The organism is Ralstonia sp. SA306, from assembly GCF_054792405.1.
Genome location: NZ_CP096452.1, coordinates 1,667,367 through 1,694,257, shown reverse-complemented (window position 1 = coordinate 1,694,257; position 26,891 = coordinate 1,667,367). Strand labels below are relative to the sequence as shown.

The 26,891-nt window shown below is 65.1% G+C and carries 20 protein-coding genes; 10 read left to right on the top strand and 10 right to left on the bottom strand.

Annotated elements, in window-relative coordinates; genetic code table 11:
- Positions 1 to 26: 26 nt before the first annotated feature.
- From M1D44_RS24110 to M1D44_RS24080, 7 genes are all read left to right on the top strand, one after another.
- Positions 27 to 515: a cupredoxin domain-containing protein gene (locus M1D44_RS24110; RefSeq protein ID WP_316852611.1), complete on the top strand. Its 489-nt coding sequence runs from the start codon at positions 27 to 29 to the stop codon at positions 513 to 515.
- 37 nt (positions 516 to 552) lie between these two features.
- A complete protein-coding gene (locus M1D44_RS24105; RefSeq protein WP_024978255.1) occupies positions 553 to 873 on the top strand; it encodes a copper-binding protein in 321 nt (106 codons plus the stop codon).
- 255 nt (positions 874 to 1,128) lie between these two features.
- Positions 1,129 to 2,136, top strand: coding sequence for a glycosyl transferase family 90 (locus M1D44_RS24100; protein ID WP_316852610.1), 1,008 nt, complete (start codon positions 1,129 to 1,131; stop codon positions 2,134 to 2,136).
- A gap of 125 nt (positions 2,137 to 2,261) precedes the next feature.
- Entirely contained in the window at positions 2,262 to 3,053 is a 792-nt protein-coding gene (locus M1D44_RS24095; protein ID WP_024978257.1) for a phytanoyl-CoA dioxygenase family protein, read from the top strand.
- A gap of 98 nt (positions 3,054 to 3,151) precedes the next feature.
- Positions 3,152 to 3,373, top strand: coding sequence for a hypothetical protein (locus M1D44_RS24090; RefSeq protein WP_024978258.1), 222 nt, complete (start codon positions 3,152 to 3,154; stop codon positions 3,371 to 3,373).
- Between the two features lie 220 nt (positions 3,374 to 3,593).
- Positions 3,594 to 4,034 carry a DUF2141 domain-containing protein gene (locus M1D44_RS24085; protein WP_112188611.1) on the top strand — a complete coding sequence of 147 codons (441 nt, stop codon included), beginning with the start codon at positions 3,594 to 3,596 and terminating at the stop codon, positions 4,032 to 4,034.
- A 19-nt stretch (positions 4,035 to 4,053) separates the two neighbouring features.
- Positions 4,054 to 5,580 carry a carotenoid oxygenase family protein gene (locus M1D44_RS24080; RefSeq protein WP_316852609.1) on the top strand — a complete coding sequence of 509 codons (1,527 nt, stop codon included), beginning with the start codon at positions 4,054 to 4,056 and terminating at the stop codon, positions 5,578 to 5,580.
- Positions 5,581 to 5,593: 13 nt separating this feature from the next.
- Here M1D44_RS24080 and M1D44_RS24075 read toward each other — a convergent pair whose 3' ends face one another.
- Positions 5,594 to 7,228, bottom strand: coding sequence for a M20/M25/M40 family metallo-hydrolase (locus tag M1D44_RS24075; RefSeq protein ID WP_112188607.1), 1,635 nt, complete (start codon positions 7,226 to 7,228; stop codon positions 5,594 to 5,596).
- 65 nt (positions 7,229 to 7,293) lie between these two features.
- On the opposite strand from M1D44_RS24075, the gene M1D44_RS24070 reads away from it, so the two are divergent.
- The gene (locus tag M1D44_RS24070) at positions 7,294 to 8,211 is read left to right on the top strand and encodes a LysR family transcriptional regulator (protein ID WP_439004443.1); all 918 of its coding nucleotides are present in this window, start codon (positions 7,294 to 7,296) and stop codon (positions 8,209 to 8,211) included.
- A gap of 16 nt (positions 8,212 to 8,227) precedes the next feature.
- Here the strand turns inward: M1D44_RS24070 and M1D44_RS24065 are convergent, their stop codons facing one another.
- Positions 8,228 to 9,709, bottom strand: a complete 1,482-nt coding sequence (locus tag M1D44_RS24065) for an AMP nucleosidase (protein WP_024978263.1) — start codon at positions 9,707 to 9,709, stop codon at positions 8,228 to 8,230.
- 543 nt (positions 9,710 to 10,252) lie between these two features.
- On the opposite strand from M1D44_RS24065, the gene M1D44_RS24060 reads away from it, so the two are divergent.
- Positions 10,253 to 11,902, top strand: coding sequence for a diguanylate cyclase domain-containing protein (locus M1D44_RS24060; protein ID WP_024978264.1), 1,650 nt, complete (start codon positions 10,253 to 10,255; stop codon positions 11,900 to 11,902).
- Positions 11,903 to 12,034: 132 nt separating this feature from the next.
- Positions 12,035 to 12,541, top strand: a complete 507-nt coding sequence (locus tag M1D44_RS24055) for an acyl-CoA thioesterase (RefSeq protein ID WP_316852607.1) — start codon at positions 12,035 to 12,037, stop codon at positions 12,539 to 12,541.
- Between the two features lie 19 nt (positions 12,542 to 12,560).
- Here M1D44_RS24055 and M1D44_RS24050 read toward each other — a convergent pair whose 3' ends face one another.
- The 8 genes from M1D44_RS24050 to glgX form a co-directional block, all read right to left on the bottom strand.
- Positions 12,561 to 13,946, bottom strand: coding sequence for a sensor histidine kinase (locus tag M1D44_RS24050; RefSeq protein WP_316852606.1), 1,386 nt, complete (start codon positions 13,944 to 13,946; stop codon positions 12,561 to 12,563).
- Positions 13,947 to 14,170: 224 nt separating this feature from the next.
- Complete coding sequence (locus tag M1D44_RS24045) at positions 14,171 to 14,923, bottom strand: class I SAM-dependent methyltransferase (RefSeq protein ID WP_316852605.1); 753 nt, start codon at positions 14,921 to 14,923, stop codon at positions 14,171 to 14,173.
- 119 nt (positions 14,924 to 15,042) lie between these two features.
- The gene (locus M1D44_RS24040) at positions 15,043 to 15,963 is read right to left on the bottom strand and encodes an amidohydrolase family protein (RefSeq protein ID WP_316852604.1); all 921 of its coding nucleotides are present in this window, start codon (positions 15,961 to 15,963) and stop codon (positions 15,043 to 15,045) included.
- A gap of 55 nt (positions 15,964 to 16,018) precedes the next feature.
- Positions 16,019 to 17,266 (bottom strand): MFS transporter, encoded by a 1,248-nt coding sequence (locus tag M1D44_RS24035; RefSeq protein ID WP_037032110.1) that lies wholly within the window; start codon positions 17,264 to 17,266, stop codon positions 16,019 to 16,021.
- Positions 17,267 to 17,400: 134 nt separating this feature from the next.
- Positions 17,401 to 20,223: a malto-oligosyltrehalose synthase gene (gene treY / locus M1D44_RS24030; protein ID WP_316852603.1), complete on the bottom strand. Its 2,823-nt coding sequence runs from the start codon at positions 20,221 to 20,223 to the stop codon at positions 17,401 to 17,403.
- A complete protein-coding gene (malQ, locus tag M1D44_RS24025) occupies positions 20,220 to 22,502 on the bottom strand; it encodes a 4-alpha-glucanotransferase (RefSeq protein ID WP_316852602.1) in 2,283 nt (760 codons plus the stop codon). Before malQ ends, treY begins: the two co-directional genes overlap by 4 nt.
- A gap of 22 nt (positions 22,503 to 22,524) precedes the next feature.
- A complete protein-coding gene (gene treZ, locus M1D44_RS24020; protein WP_316852601.1) occupies positions 22,525 to 24,366 on the bottom strand; it encodes a malto-oligosyltrehalose trehalohydrolase in 1,842 nt (613 codons plus the stop codon).
- Positions 24,363 to 26,651 (bottom strand): glycogen debranching protein GlgX, encoded by a 2,289-nt coding sequence (gene glgX, locus M1D44_RS24015; RefSeq protein WP_316852600.1) that lies wholly within the window; start codon positions 26,649 to 26,651, stop codon positions 24,363 to 24,365. Before glgX ends, treZ begins: the two co-directional genes overlap by 4 nt.
- Between the last annotated feature and the right edge of the window lie 240 nt (positions 26,652 to 26,891).

Below are 26,891 nucleotides of genomic sequence, written 5' to 3'. Positions count from 1 at the left end.
AATCCACATCCAATACGAGCCCCAACATGCAACGCTATCTGATCTGCTCCACCCTCCTGGCCGTGCTGATGTCGACGGCCGCCATCGCTCACGCATCCGGAAGTCACGCCGGCGGGCATGACCATGGCGACGCAGCCATCGGTGAACCCGGCGACGCCGCCCATATCACACGCACCGTGCGCGTCGACATGACCGACACCATGCGCTTCACGCCCGCGCAGATCACGGTGCAGCGCGGCGAGACAATCCGCTTCGAGGTCGCCAACAGCGGCCAGGTGCGGCACGAGATGACGCTTGGCACGCCGGCTGACCTCGTCGCCCACGCCGAGCAGATGCGCAAGCACCCCGAGATGGAGCACGACGACGGCAACGCCGTCACCGTTGACCCAGGCCAGCGCGGCGAGATCGTCTGGCACTTCACGCGCACCGGCTCCGTTGAGTCTGCCTGTCTGCAGCCCGGACATTTCGAAGCCGGCATGCGCGGCGCCGTGCAGGTGCGCGGCAACAAGTCCTGATCTCTCTCCAGCCACGTCTTTCGACAAGGAGCCCACTATGTTTCGTCATGCCCTGATGCTGACCGCGCTGCTGGCCGGTGCACCGTTTGTTCACGCGGCTGGAGATGCCCCTTCCGCCCCTGCGGCTACCGCTGCCGCCCCAATGTCAGAAGGCGAGATCAAGAAGATTGACACCGCCGCCGGCAAACTGACCATCAAGCACGGCCCGCTTGAGAACCTCGGTATGGAACCCATGACGATGGTCTTTCGAGTGCAGGACCCGGCCACGCTGACCAAAGTGCACGTTGGCAGCAAAGTGCGCTTTGTCGCCGAGAAGGTGAACGGCGCATTGACTGTGACGGCGTTGGACGCGCAGTAACACGAAGGCGGGCGGCTCGGGGCCAAGAAACACAATGCGCTGAAAGATACTTACGGTAAAGTGAGGGCCGCTGCAGATGCGAGTGGCAAGCTGAGTCGATGTGCTGCCTGATAGGAGATGCACGATAGACCGTACCGTGCGTCAGCGGCGAGCAGGAAGTGGATCGTGCGCCACTTGAATCTGCGTGTTGGGGGCTGAAACATTTCGCTCGAAGAGCGACGCCCTGGGTTTAATTTCCGCGGCATCTTTTGGTTCATGCGTCATCTCAAATACCGCTTGAGCAGAGTCTCTGCAAAAAAATTCTGGTATTACTTTTCGAATGCTTCAAGCCATTTCCTGGCCCGCGCTACCAAAAATGGAAGAGCTGAGGCGCTTCTGAAAAGAAAAGGTGGCCACGGGGGCATGCAGGACGTCATTGATCGATTGAGTTATTACAACTCGATTTCGGAGTCATTCGACCCGAGCCGCAATGCCGTGGAGTATTCGAACTTCTTGTTGAAATCCTCAACAAGCACCATCGTCGACAAGGATTGTGAAATAGGAAGCACCTATTTTTATGATCTTGTCGACTTGATGGATTATTTTGGTCCGGGCTATTGCTTTGACTACGACTGCGGCGACGTCACTGCCGAGCCGAATCACCCGGCGTTTGTGAAGAGCCGTCCCATCAAGAGCAGCTCCCATAACGGGGTTCTCTTGAAGTTGGACGCCATCCGGCATTTTTCGCTGGCACGCGACACGATCGATTTCCACGACAAGAAGCCCATGGCGGTTTTTCGTGGCCCTTGCCATCAGGAACATCGCAAAGCGTTTGTCGAGCGCTGTCACGACTTGGCAAACGTTGACATCGGCGACACTCGAAAATCGGAACTTGGGAAGGTGACTTACAAATCGCCCATGACGATTGCCGAGCAATTGCAATACAAGTTCATTGTGAGCGTCGAGGGAAACGACGTTGCGACGAATCTCAAATGGATCATGTCCTCCAATTCGCTTTGCTTCATGAGGCGGCCCCGGTACGAGACGTGGTTCATGGAGGGGAGGCTGATTCCGGATGTGCATTATGTCTTGCTGAAGGACGATTATTCTGACCTTCAGGAAAAAATGGAGCATTACCGGAAGCACCCTGGCGATGCACTGGCGATCGTTCGCAACGCCAATCGATGGGTGGCGCAATTCATGAATCGCGATCAGGAGCGCTTGCTCGGTTTGATGGTGATCGCAAAATATTTCCGACTGTCGGGCCAACAAGCCTTTTGGTAAAGCCCGACCAGGACAACGCGCATTGCGTTTGATCCTGAGCAGGCCAGTCGTGGGGCGGGTCTGCAACGCATACGGCGGCGCGTTACACTCGTTGTCTTTCGCCGTCTCCGTACGCTTTTTCCACCATGTCCGCGTCTGCCCCCACCGCTACCCACGCCCACCCGCTTTCCGACGAGCAGCAAGCCTTCTTCAAGGAGCACGGCTACGTCGTGTTGCGCGGCTTCGTGAGCCAGCAGGTGAGCGCCGCGTTGCTCGCGGCCGCGCAGGACGGGCTGGCCCGCGCCGCAGCGCCGGTGGAGCTGGAAACCGACGTCGGCTATGCCGGGGCACCGCTCTCGCGCGACGCCGAGGGGGGCCAGACCGTGCGCCGCCTGCTCGACGCCGATTCACGCGGCACACCTTATACAGAATGGGCGCGCGACCCACGCGTGGCCGGCGCGATTGCGCAACTGATTGGCAGTCCCGTGCATCTTTCTCTCGCGCACCACAACTGCGTGATGACCAAGCACCCCGCGTTTGGCACCGCCACGCATTGGCACCGCGACAGCCGCTACTGGTCGTTCGCTCGCAACGAGCTGGTGTCGTCGTGGCTGGCCTTGGTGGAAGAGACGGTCGACAACGGCTGCCTGTGGGTGATCCCCGGCAGCCACACGCTTGAGCTGCCTGCGGACCGGTTCGACGCGAAGCTGTTCCTGCGCCAGGAGCTGCCAGAAAACCGTGCGCTGATCGACACCGCGCGCCCCGTGCCTCTGCTGCCCGGCGATGTGCTGCTCTTCCACTGCAACACCTTCCATGCGGCCCGCGCCAACCAGACAGGCGCCGTCAAGTTCTCGGCGGTGTTCACGTACTACGGCCCCGATAATCATCCGCTGCCTGGCACGCGCTCGTCTGCACGGCCAGATCCGCTGGTCGGTTGAGGTGCGCCCTCCCCCATTTGTAGGTGAGCGGCGGACAGATTTGTGTCACGTGCCTTTGCTAAGGTGGTCTCCCAACGATCACGAACGGGGGAACCACAATGGCGATTCAGGAAGTGACACATGGAACGCATGTCATCGTCGTTGATCCGCTGCAACGCGACGATCATCGGTGGACGGCCCGTTTCCAGGTCTGTCGCGCCGGCCACATCGTGTGTGACTGGGAAGACATTGAGATCCCGGAGGGCTTCATCTCCGCTCAGCTTGCCTTGAGTGCGAGTGTGCTGCTTGCCGAGCACCGCTTGTCGAGCTTGCAGCATTAGCACCACCCACAAAGCGCCCGCCGACCCCGCGGGCGTTTTGGTCAGCACCTCTGGCGTGATTCCTCCAAGCTGCTGTGATGCGCTCATCGCCCGCAAGCGCCCGTTTGCGCCGCGGTATTCGCACTTCGTCGCATCCGCGCTGACTGCCACGAAGTCTGCGCCTACATTGCCTCCTGACCGCCGGCCTGCCAACGCATCGCCGGCCCCTCAGGAGACGTTCATGACTGCCATGTTTTCTCTGCCGCGCCTTGCGCTGGCCCTGACGCTGACAGCACTTGCCGCAAGTGCATCCGCCGCCACCCTGACTGTGGTGGTGGAAGGCGCACAAGGGCGCCAAGGCGCGGTGCGTGCGGCGATGTTCCGCGACGCTGCGGGCTGGCTCAAGCCCGATTCGGCCATCCGGGCGGACATCGCCGCGCTCGATAGCGTGTCCGGCGCAAGCGTCACCTTCGTGTATCCGGATTTGCCGGCGGGGCGCTACGCGTTGTCGGTCTTCCATGACGCCAACAACGACGCGAAGCTCGGCACCAACCCGGCCGGCATTCCCGTCGAGCCTTACGGTTTTAGCCGCGATGCACGCGGCCGCTTCGGCCCGCCCGCATTCGACGATGCTGCCATCGACGTGCAGGGCGACCAGCGCGTGACGATTCACTTGCATTGATGTTGAGCGAGGCCCCGTCATGCAACGCCGATCCTTCATTGCGGCCTTGGGCGCCGCACCGTTTGGCTTGACCCTGACCGATGTAATGGCCGCCACCCCGGACCCGTGGGCTGCGGGGTTTGCAGCGGCGCGCGCGCAGTATCCGTGGCTGGCGGGTTATCAGGGCGTCAGCGCCGACATGCCGACTCGCGCGCTGAAAGTGGAAGGCAGGTTCCCGCCCGCGTTGCGCGGCGCGTTCTACCGAAACGGCCCGGCGCGGCATGAGATCGGCGGCGTGCGTTACCACCATCTGTTCGATGGCGACGGCATGATCCAGCGTTACGACATCAGCGAGCAGGGCGTAACGCACCGCGGCGTGTTCGTGCGCACTGACAAGTTTGTCGCCGACACCGCCGCCGGCCGGCCGTTGCGCGCGACGTTCGGCACCGCCAACCCCGACATGGAGCCGGTTGCTTCGCCCGACAGCATCAATGTGGCCAACACCAGCCTAGTGATGCATGGCGACGAGATGCTTGCGCTGTGGGAAGGTGGCTCGGCCATGCGCGTCGATCCGGATTCACTGCGCACGCTGGGCGTGCAGACCTGGCGCGACGACTACAAGGGCATGCCGTTTTCCGCCCACCCCAAGGTCGAACCCGACGGCACGCTATGGAATTTTGGCGTGAGCAGCGCGGCCGGTCTGCTGACCGTCTACTGCGTGGGCGCGGACGGGGCGCTCAAGCGCGTGGAATCGGTCAAGGTTCCGGACGTGGCGATGGTGCACGACTTTGCCGTGACGCAGCGCCACCTGGTGTTTCTGCTGCCTCCCTTCGTGTACGACGTGGAGCGCTCGCAAGCAGGCATGTCGTTTCTGGATTCCCATGTCTGGCGGCCGGAGCTGGGCATGCGTGTGCTCGTGCTCGACAAGGACGATGCCACGCGCATGCGCTGGCTGCAGTTGCCGGCGGGCTTCGTCTTTCATCTCGGCAATGCATGGTCGTCGCCGGATGGGCTGGAGGTTCATCTCGATTACATCCGCTCGGACGATGCCGCGGTCGTCACCACGTCGCTGCGTGAACTGATGCGCGGGCAGATTCGTCCGTCGCCCGGCGCTCGCCTTACGCAAGTGCAGTTGAACCTGCGCACTGGCCGCGCCGAGCAGTTCAGCACCGAGCATGTGGCCGAATTCCCCAAGATCGATACACGCCGCACCGCGCAGCGTCATCACGCGTTGTTCACGGTGGCCCACACGGCGCCTTCGTCCAGCGGCAGCCCCCAGTCGCTGAACGGTTTCGACACCGTCATGCGCGTCGATACGGATTCGGGGCGGGTGCAACAGTACCGTTTTGGGCACCGCACGCTGGTGGAGGAACACGTGTTCGTGCCGGCCTCGGCCAGCGCCCGTGAAGGCGAAGGCTGGCTGATCGGCACGGTATTCGATGCAGACGCCGGCTGCACCAGACTGACGGCGTTCGATGCACAGAATGTCGCCGCAGGCCCCGTCGCCATGGCAAGCCTGAACGGCGTGGCGCCGCTCGGGCTGCATGGGCTGTTTCGCGCGGCTTAACCGTGGTGGCGTGTCAGAGCGGGTGCGTCAGCAGGCCGTAGATCGTGCGCACGCCGCTGACGTAGTTACCCATCCGGAGGTTCTCATTGGCAGCGTGCTGGTTGTTATCGGCATTGACCAGGGGAATGATCGTGAACGGCACCTGCAGCACGCCGACGATTTCTGCGGTGGGCACGGTCCCACCCATCATGCGGATGCGAACCGGCGCTGGGTTGGCACCAAACGTGTCGGTCAGGGATTTGTAGGCCCATGTGCCCACTGCCGAGTCGATCGGTGAGCCCGCAGCGTCTGCACCTTCGCTCTGATACGTGAAGGTGGCCAGTTTGTCGTAGCGGCTGCGCTCTTCATCGGTCGGGGCATTTTTTACGAGGTGGTAGCCCTGGCGCTCGACGTGCTGCTCGATCAGCTTGCCGAGGTAGGCCGCGCTGGAGTCTGGCGTGGTTCGCAGGTCGAGCTCTGCGACGGCCTTGTCGGGCACGATGTTCGCCACCTTGTCGCCCACGGCCGCAGACGCCATGCCACGCACGTTCAATGACGGGTACTGCATCGCCTCCTGGTAATTGGCGCCGACCTTGTCGGCATGCGCAATGCCCAGGCGCTTATTGAGCGCCACCTGGTCGTCGGGCACGGCCGCCATGATCTTGCGGTCAGCGTCGCTGATCTTCACGTGGTCGTAATAGCCCGGCACCGTCACCCGACCCTCGTCGTTCTTCATCGATGCCAGCAGGTTGGCCAACTGCTGGGCCGGGTTGCGAGCGTAGTTGCCGTAGTGCCCGCTGTGCAGCGGCACCTTGCCGCCATAGACGGTGAGCCTGGCTTCGGCCGCGCCGCGGTTGCCAAAGACCAGGGTCGGTCGGTTGCTCGCGTGCATGGGGCCGTCGTGGATGACGATGGCGTCGCAGCGCAGCAGCTCGCGGTTTGCCTGCATCACCTTGCTGATCGACGGCGAGCCTTTCTCTTCCTCGCTGTCGAGAATGATCTTGATGTTGACGGCGGGCTGGGCGCCGCTGGCCTTCAGTGCGTCAACGGCCGCCAGCATCATCATGATCGGGCCCTTGTCGTCGGCAGACGATCGGCCGAAGACACGCCATTCCGGATCGAGCGGGCCGCTGAACAACTGCGCGGAGTCGATCTCTTCCCAGTTGCCCTGAGCGGTCTTGTGCTTGAGCACGGGTGTCCACGGACTTTTCTGCGCCCACTGCGCGGGAATTACGGGCTGGCCGTCGAGGTGCATGTAGAACAGCACCGTCTTGCGGGCAGCATCCGGGTTCGGCATTTCGGCATAGAGCATTGGCTTGCCATTGTTTGCCAATTGCTTGGTCGTGAAGCCACGCTTGCGGAACGCCTGCTCCAGCCAGTCGACATTCTTGCGGACGTCCTCCGGCGCGATGGCGTCGTTGGGCAGGGAGAGCAGTTGAAAGTATTCGCGGTAGGTTGTCTGGGCATGGCGTTCGGCGTCTGCCGCAGAGAGTTCAGCGGCACCGGCCAAGCCGGCGGCACCCAACATGAGAGCCGGCACCAGCGCCCGAAGGCGATGGGATGCGCGGGACGTGGCAGGTTGACGGGCTGCGAGCTGAAGGTGCATCTGGACACTCCGCTGATCGAACGGTTTCGCATGAGTCTGGGCACGCCCTACCTTTTTGACCATTAGAATTTTCTTGGGATATCTTTGCGTTTTCTGCAAAGCAAAAGGGCCTCGCGCCCACGTCGCCTATGCCATCTCATCGCCTGCAGGAGACGTCCCTCCGCTATTTTCTGGAGGTTGTGCGCAGCGGCTCATTGACGGAGGCGGCCGCGCGCCTGCACGTCAGCGCATCCGCCATCAGCCGGCAAGTGGCGATGCTTGAAGAGCTGCTGGGCGTGCCGCTGTTCGAGCGGCAACCGCGTGGCATGACGCCCAGCGCAGCAGGCGAGCTGCTTGCGGCGCATGCGCTGCGCGGGGCGTTGGAGGCAGAGCGCGTCGTCTCTGATATTCAGGGCCTGCAAGGGCTGCAGCGCGGGCGCGTGCGCGTTGCGTGCTCCGATGGGTTTGCGATTGAGTTTGTTCCACGCGCAATCGTGGCGTTTCGCGAGCGGCATCCTGGCATTCAGTTCGACCTGCGCGCGGACGAGCCCATGCGCGTGACCGAAGCGGTCCTGCGTGGCGACGTTGACATTGGCTTGACGTACAGCCGTGCCGCCGTGCAGGGCATTTGCGTGGCATATCAACAGCGCGGCTCGGTGTTTGCCATCATGCGGCCCGATCACCCGCTGGCGAAGTTCAACAGCGTGACGCTTGCGCAGATGCACCCGTTTCCGATTGCGCTCTCGGGGCCTGACAACACGGTGCGCCAGCTGTTCGACATGGGCTGCAGCCATCGCGGGCTCGTGTTCGAGCCGGTGCTCGTCAGCAATCGCTTCGATGGGCTGTTGAGTTTCGTGCTGCACGGCGGCGGCTTGGGCATCGCGGGGGAAATCACGGTGCGCGAGCGCGTACAGCGCGGTGAGCTGCATGCCGCGGAGATTCGCGAGCGCGGCATGCGTGGGCGAACAGTGGAGCTGCAGACCCTGGCGGGCCGAACGTTGCCCGAGGTGGTGCGCGTTTTTCTGGACTTCCTGCGCGAAGCGCTGCCGGAGCAGCGCCCGCGCTAACCCGCACCAACCCGCGCTATCGGAACGCAGGCTCGTCAAAGCTGCGCAGCTTGCGCGAGTGCAGCGCTTCAACGCCGTTTTCGCGCAACAGGCGCACGGCCTCCATGCCGATGTCCAAGTGCTGGCTCACACGCTGGCGATAGAACAGATTGGCCATGCCGCGCAGCTTCAGCTCGCCGTGCAGCGGCTTATCCGACACGCACAGCAGGGTGCCGTAGGGCACGCGCAGGCGGAAGCCGTTGGCGGCAATGGTCGCGCTTTCCATGTCGATGGCAATGGCGCGCGACTGGTTGAAGCGGCTGTACAGCGCCTGGTACTTCAGCTCCCAGTTGCGGTCGTCGGTAGAGACCACCGTGCCGGTGCGCATGCGCGATTTCATATCGGCGCCAGACAGCCCCGTGATGCGCGCCACAGCCTCCTGCAACGCCACCTGAATCTCGGCGATGGGCGGCACGGGCACCCACGGCGGCAGGTCCTGGTCGAGCACGTGGTCGTCGCGCACATAGGCGTGCGCGAGCACGTAATCGCCCAACTGCTGCGAACGGCGCAAGCCGCCGCAGTGGCCGATCATCATCCAGCAGTGCGGACGCAGCACGGCCAGATGGTCGGTGATGGTCTTCGCGTTGGACGGGCCCACGCCGATGTTCACCAGTGTTACGCCCAGGCGGTCTTCGCGCACCAGGTGGTAGGCGGGCATTTGCGGCAGGCCCTTGATGCGGTGCGAGTCGTCCGGCGCGGGCGTGCCGAGTTCGTGTTCGGTGTCGCCGGGCTCGACAAAGCGGATGTAGCCCTCGTCGTTGCCGTCTTCCATCAGCTTGCGGCCGAGGGCGGCAAACTCATCGACGTAGCGCTGGTAGTTGGTGAACAACACGAAGCGCTGGAAGTGTTTCGGGTGCGTGGCGGTGTAGTGGTACAGGCGCTGCAGAGCCAGGTCGACCCGCTCGCCGGTGAACATCGACAGCGGCTGCGGTTCGTCGCCGATGGGGCGGTACGTGCCGTTGGCAATGGAGTCGTCGATCTGCGCGAGGTCGGGCAGCGTAAACGCACCGCCCAGCGCGCGCGCCTGTTCGGGCGTGATATCCACGGTGGACGCTTCCACCACGAAGGGTAGCGGAATCGGCCGGTTGCTCACGCCCACCACGACGGGGCTGTTGTGATAGTGCAGCAGCCGTTCGATCTGCACGCGGTAGTAATCGCGGAAGAGGTCGGGCCGCGTGAGCGTCGTACCGTACACGCCCGGATACGCCACCGTGCCCCACGCCGGCCGCGCGTCGCTCACCAGCGTTTTCGGGTCGACGGTGATGCCGAGGTAGGGGTAGCAGGCGGAGAGGTCTTCGCTGCAATCCTCGCCACGCGCAAAGGCGTGGAAACGATCGCGGATCGCTTGCGCGGAGCGCTCGTAGATGGCGGTGATACGCTCGACGGCGGTGTTGGCGTCGGTGCAGATCGCCAAGTCGTGCGCAGGATAGAGATGGGCTGTGGCGCGGGTATCGGTCATGTGTTCGATGATACCGACGTTTTGTGAAGCCAAGATAGCGGTGTCGCTCAAGTCACGGCATCTGAAACGGGACGTTCGCGCCAGGGCAAAAACGTTGCCCGGCCGGCCTGTGGCAGGGGTCGTCCGGAGGGCTTGACGGCCCCCATCTTGGCGACGCTCCAATCCACCTCTGCATCGCGGGAAAGCGCAGCACGGCCTTCGCGCCCAATACCCAGAAAACACGGTGCGCATGACACCTCCGAGCTTTTCGGCAGTCAGTGCGAAGGTGATTTCTACGCCGCGCAAACGAATTCCTCGGCAGCTCGATATGCACCTCTCAGCACGCGCAGGCCGCGCCATGCGCCGCAAAGCCGCACGGGCCTTCAGTTTTTACATTTCCTGCCGATGGGAGGGGAAGGTGATCGGGTGCGCACCACGCAGTCAATCACACGGCAACAGTGGCCGATACACTGCAAGAACAACGGACGAACGGGGAATACACGTGGACCAACAGGCTGGCGTCGTCATTCGCCGGCATCGCCATGCGCGCTGGGCGTGCCGATCATGCTGATCGCTGCACTGGCTTGCGCTGCACTCGTTTCGATCGCGCTGATTGGCCTCTCTTGGCCCCGCCGCGATGACACGGAGGTCTCCGCCTTCATGCTGTTGGCGCTCGGTACCGCGCTCTGGAGCGGCGCGCGCCTCATGGAAGTCGTCAGCTTCGACATGCCCGTGCGCGTGGGCTGGGCCAAGGTCGCCTATCTCGGGATCATGATGGTGCCGGCCGCATGGCTGCGCATGGTCGTGGGCCTCATACGGCCAGAACTCAATGCATTGCTGATGGTGCGCGTTGGCTGGGTGCTGGCGCTGCTGGTGGCCGCTGGCTTCATCGGGCTGGTCGCCACCAATGAGTTGCACCATCTGGTATGGCTCGATGCGCGTTTCGTCGTCATCGACGGCATACGGGGCGCAGTGTTCGAGCACGGGCGCATGTTCTGGGTGGCCACCGCCTACAACTACGTGCTGCTGGCCATCAGCCTTGTGCTGTTGGTGTTGCCCATCGACGAAGTCACCTCCGGGCTCTATGTGTCGTCGCGCACGCAGGTGCGGCTGGCGCTTGTCATCGGGCAACTGCTGCCGCTGGTGACGCATCTCGCCTATCTGCAGCATTGGACGACGGCGCTCGGCGGCGATCTCACACCCGCCACGTTTGCCGTCAGCACAGCATTGCTCGGCTGGATCGTCTTGCGGCCGCGCTTGCGCGATACGGCCGCTTATGCTCGCGGCAAGATCATCGAATCCATGCGTGATGGTTGCATCGTGCTCGCCCGCGATGGCTCCATCGCCAGCATCAACGCCGCCGCGCGCCACCTGTTGCCGACTGCCAAGGTGCATGCAATGCCGCCCGCCGTGCTGAACGTGGCCGGCATCCTGCGCGAGTTTGAGCGTACGCGCCTGCCCAACCGCCATCAGGTCTGGCTGCCCGACACGGGCCGCACGCTGGAAGTCACCCTCGAAGGCTTGAGCGACGCGCGCGGCCGGCATGCCGGCGTTTTCCTGCTGCTGCGCGACGTGACGGTCGAGCAGTTGCAGCGTGCCGGCATGGCCAGCGCCCAGGATGCGCTGCGCGGCGAGCTGCAGCGAACGCGGGCCTTGCTCAGCGTGCTGGAGAACGACGTCAACCGCGACGCACTCACGCAGCTGTTCAATCGCCGCTTTTTTGAAACGCAGGCCCCGCGATTGTTCGACCACGCCCGCCGCGACAATCGCCCAGTCACGCTGGCGCTGTTCGACATCGATTGCTTCAAGCAATACAACGACACCTACGGCCACCTGCGCGGCGACGATTGCCTGCGCATGGTGGCCGACACGCTGGGCACGGCGTGCCGCCACCCCGATGACTTCATTGCGCGCGTGGGCGGCGAAGAATTCGTCGCCATGCTGTTTGACCTGGATCGCGACGAGGCCCGACTGGCCGTGGCGCGTGCCGTGGCCATGGTGGCCGAACGGGCCGAACCGCACGCGGCGTCCGTTGCCGTGCCGTACGTCACGCTGTCAGCGGGCGCTGTCACCCTCACGCCCGCCGACGAACCCCTGGACGTACTGTTGGAATGGGCCGATGCGGCGCTCTACGATGCCAAGCGCAGCGGGCGCAATACGTTCCGCTTTCATCAGAGTCCGCCGGGGCTGCGGAGTGTTGCGGGCGGGGAGTAGGCCGCCCGTTCGTAGGGCTACGCTATTGCCTTGTTACGCAACGGCAAGTGCATCGGAAGAATGGACACATGCGCGGGACCACCGCGCATGCGCGGCTGCCGCCAGCAGCCAATTCCATTCTTGGAGTATGCGATGCCGACAGGCCAATCCATTGCCACAGTCGTCAACCACTATCTGCGCAATGCCGAGCTGCCCGAAGCCATTTCCGCGCAGCAGACGTTCCAGCACGCCTTCGATGTCTATCTGAAGGATTCCAACGCCTACGCCAACACGTATTTCGCCCGGTATTTCGAGTGGCAGGGCGTGGTGCGCGAGCGGTGGTTTCACGAATGCATCGACGCAGACCTGCTCATGAGCGGTCGCGTGATCTTCGTGACCAAGCTGGCGCATCAGGAATTCGTTGAAGAGACATTCCCGTTTCAGCGCGTGGAATGCCACCTGAATACATTCCGGGTACAGTCATGCTCGTTCTACATGGTGTTCCGGTTTGTTTCGGGCGGGCGGCTGGTGTCGCTGGGGTATCAGCAGGTGGTGTGCGCCAACGCCGAGCGCGTGATTCAGCGTCTGCCGGAACACGTGCGCCTGCGTGTGAAGGCGTACGAGCTGGACACGCTGCCGGAATTGGCGCACGTGTCCTGACGTTTTGAAGACGTGAACGTCAGATAGAAGGAGGTTGGGGAAACCGCATGGAGAACAGCGTGTATTCCCCAACTACGGATTCGCACTGGATGCGCCCGCCAAATGCCTGCATGACGCGGCGGCAGAACGTCAGCCCCACGCCCGAGCCCTTGCCGACATGCTTGGTGGAGAAAAACGGGTCGAACATCCGGCGCTGCACGCTGGGCGGAATGCCGGTGGCGCTGTCGCGCACCACGAGCACATAGCTGTCTCCATCCTGGCGGGCGGAGATTTCGATGTGCCCCTTGCGCGCGATCTGGATGGCGTGCAGCGCATTCTTCAGCAGATTGAACAACACGTAGACGAGCAGCGTATCGGAGCCCACGAAGCGCCAGTCGGCGTTGAACGGCTGCACGCGCACGCGCTCGCGCTCACCGGCCTGGAACGGATACTGCGCCACGGCCGTCTCTACGCATTCGTGCAGTGAATGGGCTGCGAAGGTGCGTCTGTCCAGACGCTCCAGCGTGACGGAGGCCAAGGCCATCTCGATCACGCTGTGTGCGGACGCGACTTCCGACGTGATGGCTCCCGCCAGTTTGGACAGGCGATCCAGCATGGCCGGATGCTGCGGCGGTTGGCACAGGCCGTTGTCGATGGCGAGCTGATAGCCTCGATAGACGTCTGGCCAGGCGCGGGCGATTTCGGCTGCCTGCAAGCGGATGGTGGTCAGCGGCGTGCGCACTTCGTGTGCAACGGTGGCTGCCAGTGCGTAGGGGCGCATCAAGTCAAACTTGACCACGCCCACGGCGATGATGCCAAGCGCAATGGCCAGGGGCAGCACGCCAGGCGGGTAGAACGCCATGCCGTAGTTGACGGCGTAGTCAGCCGCCGCCAACGAAATCAGCCCCACGCCGAACAGGCAGGTCAGCAACCGTTTTCGCTTCTCTGCCGTGGCATGCCGCTGCTCGCGGTAGAGCACCCACATGCCTCGCGTGACCAGCGCGGCAGTCTGGGCGATATGCACGGCTTCCAGCATGCCCGCCTTCGGATAGAACCCGAAGTGGAACTGATACACGCCGTCGATGACGAGATTGGTGGTCAGCAGCAATGCAATCAGCACGGCGTCCAACGTATAGGCAGCCATGAGCCAGCGCCGCTCACCCGGAGCCTCGGCCACCTCCACGGCAAAGTGGTAGAGCATGGTCGGCATGATGAGGATGGCGAGCCAACCGAGTTTGGCGAGCACCTGGGCGGTGCCAACGTCTTGGGTCTGGAACAGAAACGCCCAGATGCCTTGCCATAGGCACGTGAGCGTTGTCATGCCGAGAAACGCCAGGCTCGCGCGCGTGCGGCCGCGCGTGGTCACGACGTAGACGCCGTAGAACAGGAAGAGCGACGAGACGAAGGCGGGGAACAGGGCGTACATGGAAATCGGAAGTCGGCGCAGTGGCCGCGCGCCAAGGCCGACCGGAGTCGGCGGTAACCCGGAAGGCTACCGGCAACGCCGCGTTCGTACACGTGTTCCGATATCACATTTTTTTCATTCTGGATTAAGCGAAACCGCGAAAATGGCGCCGCATCACGCCACCCCTCCAACGGGTGTGACAAAAAGGATGAGAGGGATGAAGGCGCCCAAGCCGCTCACATGGCTCAGGTGGCCTCGATCAGCATCGCGTCGATGGCAAATGAATGGTCGGGCGCCACGGCAAAGTACGTGCGCGCTTCATCGGCCGCGCGGTCGAACAGGTCGCGGATGGCATCTGCGCGCACCTGCGGGGTGCGGATGCGGGCGATCCAGCTGTCGAAGGCCATCGTCAGCTTCCACGTGCGAGGGGTGCCGGGCTGGAAACCGGCCTCGGCCAGCATGGCTTGCCATTCGGACACGCGGTAGTCACGCACGTGCGACGCGTCGCGCAGCACCTCGGCGGTTTGCAGCAGCGTGTCGAGCAGCGGTGCTTCCGGCGCGAAGATATCCACGATGACGAGCTTGCCACCGGGTTTGAGCACGCGGCGCGCTTCAGCCAGGCCCTTGCGCACGTCGTACCAGTGGTGAGCGGAAAACCGCGTGGCAACGATGTCGAACGCGGCATCGTCAAAGGGGAGGCTCTCTGCGCGGCCAACTTGCGTGTGCAACTGCGCAAGGCCGCGGCGCGCGGCTTCGGCGGCCACCACGCTCAGCATGTCTTCCGACAGGTCGTACGCCACCATGGCGGCCACGTGCGGTGCCATGGCAAAGCTCACATGCCCGCCGCCGCAGCCGAGATCAAGCACCTTTGCGTGCGGCACCGATTGCGCCAGCGTGGCCAGCGCATCCAGATCGGCGCCCTGCGCGTGCACTGCACTGGTCAGGTAGGCCTGGGCGACCTGGCCGAATTGCTGGTCGACGAGTCGATGCTGCTGCATGGCTGCTCCTTACGGCTTGTAGGGATGAGGAGCGGCCAGTGTAGGAGCGCGGCCCGCGCGGCGAAATTCGTGATTCGCGAAATGGGGTATCGCGCGGGGGCGCTGCAGCAGTTGTGCGTTCAGACGAAGCGGAACAACTGCGCGGGCGTGTCGACCAGCACCTGCTTGCGATCCGCTGCGTTGGGCAGCAGCACGCCGGCGAAGGCCCACATCTTGTCGTAGTTGATTTGCGATTCGAACTGCGTGTGCGGCCAGTCGCTGCCCCAGACGAGGCGGTCCAGGCCGAGGGCATCTTTCAGGCGCGGCATGGCGGCCTGTGCGATGGCTTCGCCGCGTCCGTTGGCGCCGTTCCGGTATGCGCCGGAAATCTTTACCCACACGCGACGCGAGCGGCCGGCGGCGAGCAATGCGGCAAAGCCCGGGTCGTCCACGCCGAGTGCAGGATCGGGGCGGCCGAAATGGTCGACCACCACGTTCACCTGCGCTTCCAGCAGCGGCTGCAGCAGCGTGGGAAGGCGGCGTGCCTCGACATGCAATTCCACATGCCAGCCGAGCGCATGCAGGCGCGCCAGTGCGGCTTGCCACACGGGCGATTTCAATTGCGGGTCTGCCGCACCGATCAGGTTCAGACGGATGCCGACGATGCCCTCGGCGTTCATCTGCGTGAGCAAGGTCTCGGGCGCAGCCGGGTCGATCACGGCCACACCGCGCAGGCGCTGGGGCGCTTGCTTGAGCGCGGCCAGCAGGTAGCTGTTGTCGACCCCGAGGAAGCTCGGCTGGATCAGCACCCCGTGCGACACGCCATGCGCGTCGAGCTGCGCGAGGTAGGCCGACAGCGGTGCGTCATACGTGGGCGCATAGCGGCGGGCATTGGCCAACGGCAGGCCGCGTTCGAACACATGCGCATGCGTGTCGATGGCGGTGATGCGCGCGGAGCCCCCGCGCGAGACGTCGCTGCTACCGGTGGCGGCGCAGCCGGCAAGGGCGGTGGAACCTAGCATGGCAAGCAACCCTGTGTTGAAGGCGCGGCGGGTGGGCATGGGGTCTCCTGGCGGCGACGGATCAAGTGCGTCGTCATGGTGTTGTGTTGGGGGTTCAGACAGTGACGGCAGCGAGGTCGCGGCCCTTCGTCTCGGGCAGCATCAGCACCGCCACCGCGACGATCGAATACGCGATGGCTGCGTCAATGCCGATGGCTGTGCCCAGCGACATCGACGCGCTCATCTTGCCCACCAGCACCGGGAAGGCGGCAGACACCACGCGGCCGAAGTTGTAGCAAAAGCCCACGCCCGTGCCGCGCACGCCCTGTGGATACAGCTCGTTGAACAGTGCGCCCATGCTGGCCGGAATGCCCGCCGCAAAGAAGCCCAGCGGAAAGCCCAGCACCAGCATCGCGCCATCCGACAGCGGCACCAGCAGATACACCAGCACCGTCACCACGCAGCAGCACGAGAACAGCAGAATGTTTCCGCGACGGCCAAGCACGTCCAGCAGCCAGGCGCTGGCGACGCAGCCGCACCAGAAGGCGAAGATGATCACCGCCAGGTAGCCGCCTGTGCCGAGCACCGACAGATGGCGCTCCGTCTTGAGATACGTCGGCAGCCACGTCATCAGCGCGTAGTAGCCGCCGTGCGCGCCCACCCCCAGCAGCCCGCCGATCAGCGTCATGCGCAGCACCTGCGGGCGGAAGATATCGAGCAAGGGGAAGCGCGAGATCGGCATCGCATTGGCGTTCGCATCCGGCTTGGCGGCCGGTACGGGTTCCTGCACGCCACGGCGGATGTAGATGATCAGGAGCGCCGGCAGCAACCCCGCAGCAAACATCACGCGCCAGGCGAGGTCCGGCTCGATAAAGGAATACGTGAGCGCATACAGCAACACCGCCGCGCCCCAGCCCACCGCCCAGGCGCTTTGCACGGTGCCCATGGCCTTGCCGCGGTGGCTGGCGCGGATGCTCTCGGCCATCAACACGGCGCCCGCCGCCCATTCACCGCCAAAGCCGAAGCCTTGAATGGCCTTGAGCACCAGGAACTGCTCGAAGTTCTGCGCGAAGGCCGAGGCGAACGTGGCCAGCGAAAACCACAGCACCGTGAACTGCAGGGTGCGCACACGGCCGAAGCGGTCGGTCAGCGCGCCGGCAATCCAGCCGCCCAGGGCCGACGCCACCAGCGTGACGCCCGACACAAGCCCGGCCTCGGTTTTGCCGATGTGCCAGGCCGCGATGATGGTCGGGATGACGAGGCTGAACATCTGCACGTCCAGCGCGTCGAGTGCCCAGCCGCCAAAGCAGGCCCAGAACGTCCGCTTTTCCCCTTTCGAAATCTCTTTGAACCAGCCGAACATGCGGTCTCCTCCGGGTGACGTGAGCGACGTGTTCATCACGATTGCTCTAGTCATCTATATGAATAGAGGAATTCTAGGGCGAGCAAGGGAGTGGCGCAGTCGGTGTTAACCCGTGCGAATGCGTGACGGGGTGATCAGGTGTGCAGCAGGGCGACTGGCAGATGCGCCAGCACTTGGCCCAACGCCAGGCGGGGGCTGTGCAGCGTCTGTCCGTCAAAAGCGCTCTGCAGCGGAGCGTGCGACAACGCGGACGGCAGACAGACCGTGGTGTCCCGCCATGCACCCTCCGCAAACGTTGGTGTGGCGGCATGGCCCAGCAGGGCCGAGGCATGCAGCGGCACGATCGTGACGACCGCCTGGGCGCCATGCACACGCGCAAACGCCAGCGCGTGCTGCGCGCCGCTACCGGTCACGGCCAGCGGTTGGTAGTCACCGGATTCAAACACGGCTGGCAGCGCGGCACGCAGGGCCAGTGCACGCGCCAGTACGGCTTGCTTGATGCGCCCGTCGGTCCAATGCGCGAGCAGCGACGCGAGGCTGTGCCCAGCATGCATGTGCAATGCCCGCAATGCGCGATGCCGCGCGGCATAGTCGACGGGCCGGCGGTTGTCGGGATCAACGAGGCTGGTGTCCCAGAAGTCGGCGCCCTGGTAGAGGTCGGGCACGCCGGGCAGCGTGGTGCGCAGCAAGGTCTGGGCGAGGCCGTTGATGGCGGCGGCCGGCGCCACGCTTTGCGCGAAGGCGGAGAGCGAGGGCAGGAAGGTCGAGGCCGCCTCGCCCGTCAGCAGCGTAAAGACGAAATCGCGGCTGGCCGCTTCGTAGTCCGCATCGGGTGCGAACCAGTCAGTGCGCAGCTTGGCTTCGCGCTGCGCTTTTTCCTGCCACTGCGCGACGCGCTCGGCCAGCTCGCGCACGGCATCGGCGTCATGCCAGTCCAGATCCGCCGGCCAGATGCCCACCAGCGTTTGATACAGCATCCACTGCGCAGCGGGCGAAGGGGCAGGCCCTGTAGGCAGTGGGCGCACCCAAGCAGCGTGTTCTGTGCGCCATTGGTGTGCGGCGGCCAACCATTGCGTGGGCCGTTCCGACAGCACGGCCAACCGCGCACGCACGTCTTCGCCGCGCTTGTGATCGTGCGTGGCGGTGGTGAGCATCGCGTGCGGCCAGGTGTGGGCGCGCGCTTGCATGGCGTGATGGAACGCGTTGGCGCTCATGGAAAACGCACCCGGATCCGCGCCGACCTCGTTGCGCGACAGCAGCCGGCCGTAGCGATAACACGCGGTGTCTTCCACCGCCTTGGCCGCCACTGGCGATGACAATTGTTGGCACCGGCGCAACGCCAGTTGGCCCAGCTTGTCTTGCCCTGCCGGTTGCCCGCCCAGCCATGCATCAAGCCAGCCGAGCACAGGCTGGTCGACGCGCCGCAGGCAGGTCGCCGCGCCGGACATGGCGGTTTGCAAGATCGCCGAATCCTGCGCATCGCGTTGTTGCGCATTCGCATAGGTTCGATACACCGGGAAGTGGACGATCACCTCGGCCAGCGCGCGGCGGATGGCGTGCCACGTCACGTCGTGGCTGTTGCGGTTCTGCTGTGCCACCGCGTGCAGCGCCGACGTGGCTGCATCGAGTTCTGCAGAAAAGTGCGCATGCAGGACCTGACGACGTGCGGGTACAGCCGTGGCTGAGAACGGCGCTTCAGCCGCCGGTGCACCAATCCACTCAAGCCAGCCCTGGGTGAGCGCGGTCTCGCCGTGCGCATCGTGCAACAGCGCGCCTACCTGGTTCATGAAATCGTAGCCGCTGGTGCCGTCGACGCCCCAGTCGGTGCGCATGGGTTCATCGCTGGCGAGGATCTTTTCGACGACGATCCAGGGGCGACTCGTGAGCCTGTCGGCGGGGCGTGCAGCGTGTTCGGCTTGCAGGCGGCGGCGTAGCTGGCGGCAATAGGCGGCCGGGTCGGCCAGGCCATCAACGTGGTCGATGCGCACACCGTCAATCCAACCCAGGCGATAGAGCCGGAACAGCAGCGCATGCGTGGCTTCAAACACCTCGGCACGCTCCATGCGCAGGCCAGCCAGCGAGCCGATATCGAAGAAGCGGCGCCAGTTGATCTCATCGTTGGCGGTGCGCCAGTGGGCAAGGCGCCAATGCTGCCGTGCCATCAACGCGTCAAGCTGATCGGGTTGCGCGTTGAGCAAGCGCACAGCCTCGGCGATGTGTGCGGCACCGGCTTCCGTGGTGGCGAGGTTGCGCAGCGCGTCGCGTGCTTCGTCGGTGCGTTCGCGGCGCGTGCGCAGCGAGCGGATCGTGCCGAGCGCGACAAAACGGTCGGCCACCGCGTGGATGGCGGTGTCTGTGTTGCCCGTGCGGAGCAGCGCGGCATAGTCGGCCAGCGCGATCGGGAAACGGTGGTCGTAATACGCAATCGCCAGCCGCGCGGCCGTGTCGTTGTAGGTCAGCTGCAGTCGGCCGGTGGCGAGTGCGTCAGCGTAGTTTTCGCCCAGGAAGGGCGCGAGCACCTTGTTGCGCAGCGCTGGGTTGGGCGGCTGCCAGTCGATATCAAAAAAGTTGGCGTAGGCGCTGTCTGGACCGGATTCGAGCACGTCCAGCCACCACCCGTTGTGCGCGCCGCCCACGCCCATGTGGTTCGGCACGATATCGACGATGAGCCCCATGCCGCGCGCATGCAGCGCATCCACCAACTGTTCGAGCGCGCGTTCGCCGCCCAGCTCGGGGTTCACGTGTGTGGGGTCGACCACGTCATAGCCATGCGTCGAGCCCGGTTGCGCCGTGGTGATGGGCGATGTGTACAGATGCGAGATGCCGAGCGCGGCAAAGTCATCCACCAACGCGCGCGCATGGTCGAACGTAAAGTCGCGGTGCAATTGCAGCCGCACCGTAGCGCGCGGCACACGCTGGAGGGCGACAGGCGGGAGGGGTGTGGTCGGTTCGCTCATGGCGTGCTGATGCGCGCGTTGGCCAGCGCGGACAGGCGCGCCTGCACCGTGGGCGCGTCGAGCAGCGTGTCGGACGGCCCAGGCAGGCGACGCCGCCAGTTCGGGTGGGTGTCGATCGTGCTTGGCAGGTTCGGCTGCTCGACAAGGCCCAGCAGGTCTTCCAGCGGCACCAGTGCAAGCGGCGTATTGGCAGCGCCGGTGAACGCGGTGGCCGCCGTGGCAAAGTCCTGCGCGCTGGCTTGCAGGATGACTTCGGCTTGCGCCGCGGTGGCCACGCGCGCCTGTTCCACCGCAGCCAGCAGGGGCGCTACGCCGATCATCGGCACACCGCCATCGGCCAGCACCAGGCGGTTATGTTCTGCAAAGGCCGCCACCAGCGCGGCGCGATCGTCCATGCGGCGTGCGTGCGCTTCGCCCTCGGTCATGCCGGCGGGCAGCAGGCCGAGCTGGGCTTGCCAGCGCAGATCGTTGCCGATCCACCAGCCGACGAGCGTGGGCAGATCGTGCGTGCTCGTCATCGCCACCGACGCCGGCGCCCATGTGCGCGGCGCCTTGAAGGGGGCTTCGTCGCGCGTGTACTCGCGCTCGAACCAGAGGATGCGCATGCCGAGCAGGCCCTCGTCGGCAAGCCTGTCGCGCAGGCCCGGTGGCACGGTGCCAAGGTCTTCGCCAATGACGATGCAGCGGTTGCGCCACGATTCCAGCGCCACCAGCCGCAGCAGATCCTGCATCGGGTAGCGCAGGTACACGCCGTCGAGCGGCGGAGCGCCATCGGGAATCACCCACAGCCGCATCAGCCCGAGCACGTGGTCGATGCGCACGCCGCCGGGCACGGCCATCACCGCGCGCAGCATCTCGATAAAGGCCGAAAAGCCCTGCGTGCGCATGGCGCGCGGGCTGAAGGTGGTCAGGCCCCAGCCTTGGCCCTGCGCGTTGAACACGTCGGGCGGCGCCCCCACCGTCACGCCGATCAGCAAGTCGCGCTGCCGCGCCCACGCGTGGCTGCCCGCGCTGTCGGTGCCCACAGCCAGATCGGCGATGAGGCCGATGGCCATGCCGGCGTTTTCCGCAGTGCGCTGCGCGAGGGCCCACTGGCGTGTCGCAGCCCATTGCAGGAAGAGGTGGAAATTCACCGCATCTTCATGCTCGCGTGCGAAGGCCTGCACGCCCAGATAGCTCGGATGTTGATACTGCTCGGGCCACTGCTTCCAATGCGCGGGTCCAAGGTGCGCATTCAGTGCCTCAAAGTGCGCGTGATCGCGCAGGCTCGTGCCGCCATCAATACAGTACGCGCGAAAATCATCCAGCAGCATCTGGGCGACAGTGTCCCCAAGCGGCGCCTGCAGTAAGCGGCGATGCAGCGCGCGCAGTACCGTCATGCGGGCGTTGCCGCTGGCGGGCCAGTCGATGAGTTGCGCGGCTTCCAGGCGGGCATAGTCAGCCACGAGGTTGCAGTCGACCACGGCTTGCCGCACGGCTTCGTCCCCAAAGAGCGCGGCGGGGTCGATCATCCACGCGTTCAGGAACAGGCGGCTCGATGGCGAGTACGGCGAATAGCGGCGCGCGTCGGCCGTGAACATGGCATGCACGGGGCTCAGCGCCAATGCATCCGCACCGCGCTGCGCAAGGTGCCGCGCCAGCGTGCCCGCAGCGGTGTAGTCGCCCAGGCCGGCGCTGCTGGCGGCGCGTTCGGCATCGCATCGCAAGCCGTAGAGCTGCGCGGATGCTCCCCACAGGCGGGTGTCGGTGGGACGATCGTGCTGTCGCAGGGCATCGGCCACGCCATAGCAACGCGCTGGGGCAATGGCGAGCGTGGCTTCGATCACGGTGCCAGGCCCGGCGTCGATGGTCAGGCGGTGGTAGCCCACGGCCTGCACCGGCGCCAGGCGCAGCGTTGCGTGGTGCTCGCTTGCGCTGACGCTGATCTTGCCCTCGGTGCTGCCGTCGGACTCAAAGTCGACGCGATAGGTTTGTCCGCCCAGCAACGCAGCTTGGGGCGCCGAGGTCTGCAGCACGATCGGCTGTCCGACCACGCCGGTCACAAGCGGCGGTATGGCGACCGCTTCGGCTTCTGCGCGCAGGCGCGCCTGGCTTTCGGACACCTGGGCGGGCGTGCCGGCCGGCAGGCTCAGTGTGAAGAGCACGGCGCGCAGCACTTCGTCGGCCACGCGCATGGGGCGGCTGGCGGCGTCTTCCCAGTCGACCAGTAGACCGGCATCGGTGGCCAGTTGCTGGAGCGGCGTGCGCTGCGTGCCTGAGGAGTGGTTCGTGCGGTCCATGGTGCGTTGTGGTTGTCAGCCGTCAGGTAGGCGACGGCGTGTGCAGCAATGCCACGCACGCGCGCTCCGGCAGGCGGTGCGCGATGAGCGCTGCGGCCGCACCTTCACGAGATTCGTGCAGCAGATCGGCAGGGCTGCCTGCCAGGACCGTGGGCACCGCCACGGGTTGATCGGCCAGATTGAGCATCAGCGTAAGCACGCTGCCATCGCCCATGCGCCAGCGGGCAATGGCGCCGGCGTGGCCCAGCGCCACCGCGTCGAGTGCTCGCGCATTGGGCAGCCGCGGGATGATTTGCGCGTGACGCAGCGCCAGCAGGCGGTGCATGCGGTTCAGCGTGTTGAGTGGCCCGGGTTGGGTCAGGTTCGCCTCGCCGGGGCAGGAGGCGAGGTAGGTGCGCTCGTCGTTCGGGTCGGGGATGCGCTCGCGCTGGTGCGGATCGGCAAACGCCTCGAACTTCGCAAACTCCCGACGCCGGCCTTCCCGCACGGCTTCGGCCAGCATGCCGTGGTGGCTGGTGAAGTACTGGAACGGGCACGTGCTGCCCCATTCTTCACCCATGAAGAGCATCGGAATCTGCGGGCTCAGCAGCAACAGCACTTGCGCGGCGTGCAACGCATCGGGGTGCGCAAGCTGCGTCAGCCGTTCGCCAAAGGCGCGGTTGCCGATCTGATCGTGGTTCTGCAGGAACAGCACGAACGCGTTGGGCGGCAGGTGCGCGCTAGGTTCGCCACGCGGTGCGTTTTCGTGGATGGGTGACGGCTCGCCCTGGTAGCAGAAACCGTCCTGCAGTACGCGCGCGAGGCGCTCTGCTGGGGCATCGGCGTAGGCCGCGTAATAGGCTTCGCGCTCGCCGGTCAGCAGCACGTGCAGCACGTTGTGGCCGTCGTCGTTCCACTGCGCTTCGAAGTCGCCATGGGTGTTGCCATCGCGCAGCAGCGATGCGGCGTTGTGCTCGTTCTCCAGCACGAGGTGCACATGCCTGCCGGGTTCGACCGACAACTGCACGCGAGCGGCGAGTTCGCCCAGCCAGTCGCGCTCGGTGATGGCATGCACGGCGTCGAGTCGCAAGCCGTCAAAGCGGTATTCCATTAGCCACATCAACGCGTTCTGGATGAAGAACTCGCGCACCTGCGGCATGCGGAAATCGATCGCTGCGCCCCAGGGCGTATGCACATCGTCGCGGAAGAAGCGGCGCGCGTAGTGGTGCAGGTAATTGCCGTCGGGCCCGAAGTGGTTGTAGACGACATCGAGAAACACCATCATGCCCAGCCCGTGGGCAGTGTCGATCAACGCCTTGAGATCGTCCGGCGTGCCATAGCTGGCGTCGGGCGCGAAGGGCAATACGCCGTCGTAGCCCCAGTTGCGCGCGCCCGGAAATTCCGCCACCGGCATCAACTCGACGGCCGTGATGCCCAGCCGTGCCAGTTCGGGCAGCCGCCCGCGCACACCCTTGAAGCCGCCCAGCGTGCCGACGTGCAGTTCGTACAACACCGTCTCGTGCCAGGGCCGGCCCTGCCAGTTGGCGTGCTGCCAGCGGTAGCGCTGCGGATCGACGACGAGGCTTGGGCCGGGGATGTCCTGCCACTGTGCGCGTGCGGCTGGGTCGGGTACGGACAGCGTCACGCCGTCCCGATTGGTGATGCGATACCGATAGCACGTGTCGGCGCCCACGGGTGCTACCCCCGCATACCAACCGTCGGGTTCGGCGTCCATGCGGATGGCCTCGTTGCCGCGCGCCTCGTCTAGGTCGATCCAGGCGGCGGTCGCGTCAGGTGCCCACAGGCGGAAGCGGGTGTTGCCGTCAGCCAGGACGGTGGCGCCAAACGGCATGTCGTGCGCGAACCGGGGGGCGGGTGCGGTCATCGCGTGGCGTCTCCATTGTCGTCGGTGGCTGCGGGGCCGGCGGTTGGGGCAGTGCGCTCCTCGTCGGGGATGGGCTGTACGGGTGTTTCGTGTGGCGGGGCGTTGTGCGTTTCGGGAACGTGCCCGAGGGTTTCGCCACTGACGTCTGCATCGGGCTGCCCGGCAATATGGGCGATCGTGGCGAGCTGCGTGGCGAGCAACAGCACGACGCTGCGCCCCGCCACTTTCAGCGTGCCGCTGCCGTGCGGGCGGGTGTCCTGCTCTGGTGCTGCGCTATCGATGGCGATTTGCCAATCCATGGCCGGCTCGGGCAGCGTGAAGGTCAGGTCCGTGGCGGCGCCGTTGATGAGCAGCAGTGCCACATGCGGACGCGCTTCGCCGTCGATGGTCTCGACACATGCGCGGCGCAGCGCCAACGCACGTGCCTCGCTGTCGTTCCACGCGTCGGGCGAGAGCACCTGACCGCGCTCATCAAACCAGGCGATGTCCGGCACGCCGGGCAGGATCTCGGTGTTGCCGTGCACGTAATGCGGCCAGCGCAGCGCGGGGCTTTCCTTGCGCAACGCGATCAGCCGTGCCGTATAGCGCGCGAGCGCCTGCCCCGGGTCTTTCTCCAGCAACGACCAATCGAGCCAGGACAGCGCGTTGTCTTGGCAGTAGGCATTGTTGTTGCCGTCTTGCGTGCGGCCGAACTCGTCGCCCGCCAGCAGCATCGGCGTGCCGTTGGAGAAGAACACCGTGGCCAGCAGCGCGCGTGTCACGCGTTCACGCAGGGCTTGGATGGCGGTGTCGTCCGTCGGGCCTTCCGTGCCCCAGTTGGCGCTGCAGTTGTCGTTGTGGCCGTCGCGGTTGTCTTCGCCGTTGGCCTCGTTGTGCTTGTCGGCGTAGCTCACGAGGTCGTGCAGCGTGAAGCCGTCGTGCGAGGCCACGTAGTTGACCGACGCCCAGGGCCGGCGGTGGCGGCGGTCGAAGAGGTCGCCACTGCCGGTCAGGCGTGCGGCAAGGTCTGGGCGCTGTCCGGAATCGCCACGCCAGAAGCGGCGGATGCCATCGCGAAATCGGTCGTTCCATTCGGCAAAGCCGGGCGGATGGTTGCCGACCTGATACCCATCGGGGCCCACGTCCCAGGGCTCTGCGATGAGCTTGACGGTGGAGAGCACCGGGTCCTGGCGTATGGCATCGAAGAAGCCGGAGCCCGGATCGAAGCCGTTGCCCTCGCGCCCGAGCGTGACGCCCAGGTCAAAACGGAAGCCATCCACATGGAAGGCGTTGACCCAGTAGCGCAGCGAATCCATCACCATCTGCAGCACGCGCGGGTGCGACAGGTTGAGTGTGTTGCCGCAGCCGGTGTCGTTGATGTAGTAGCGCTCCTGGCCCGGCACGAGACGGTAGTAGCTCGCGTTGTCGAGCCCGCGGAACGATAGCGTCGGCCCCAGTTCGCTGCCTTCACACGTGTGGTTGTAGACCACATCGAGCAGCACCTCGATGCCCGCCGCATGCAGCCGCCGGATCGCCACCTTCAGCTCATGCAGCGATGGCGCCGACAGGTACGACGGCTCCGGCGCAAAGAAGCACAGTGTGTTGTAGCCCCAGTAGTTGCGCAGGCCGCGCTCTACCAGAAACTGGTCCTGCAGGAAGGCGTGAATGGGCAGCAGCTCGATGGCGGTGATGCCCAGCCGCTGCAGGCGCTCGATGAAGACGCTGTCGCCCAGCGCGCTGAAGGTGCCGCGCTCAGGCGGCAGCAAGTCTTCGCGCAGCATCGACATCCCACGCACATGTCCTTCATAGATGACCGTGCGCGACCACGGCGTGTTGGGGCGTATGTCGTTGCCCCAGTTGAACGACTCGTCGGTGACAACGGCCTTGGGCATGGCGGGGGCGCTGTCGCGGCGGTCGAATGAGAGGTCGCCACGATTGGAGTTCAGCCGATAGCCGAACAGCGCATCGGACCAGCGCAGCGCGCCTGCCAGCCGGCGGGCGTAGGGGTCGAGCAGCAGCTTGTGGGGGTTGAAGCGATGGCCATGCTGCGGCTCCCACGGGCCGTAGGCGCGGTAGCCGTAGACGAGGCCGGCTTCCACGCCGGGCAGGTAGCCATGCCAGACCTCATCGGTGCATTCGGGCAGTGCGAAGCGGGTCAGTTCCTTGCGGCCGGCCGGATCGAAGATGCAGAGTTCGATCTTGCTGGCGTTGGCGGAGAAGACAGCGAAGTTGATGCCCAGGCCGTCCCATTGGGCGCCTAGGGGGAAGGGTTTGCCGGGGGCAAGGGTTTTGGGGAAGCGGAGCATCAGTTCGTTGGTTTCAGAGTTGTCTTTGCGTTGGTGGTTTGCCTCCCTTTCGCCCCCTGCCGGGGCCGACTCACTTTTCTTTGTCTTGCCAAAGAAAAGTAAGCAAAAGAAAGGCGCGCCCGAGATGGCGAAAGACTCCTTGGATTTGTGTCGCGGGGAGGGAAGGGAGGCAAACTCGCTGCGCTCAGACAGGCCTCCCTTCTTGATCCTCCCCGCAACAAAAATCCAAGGCGCCATCAA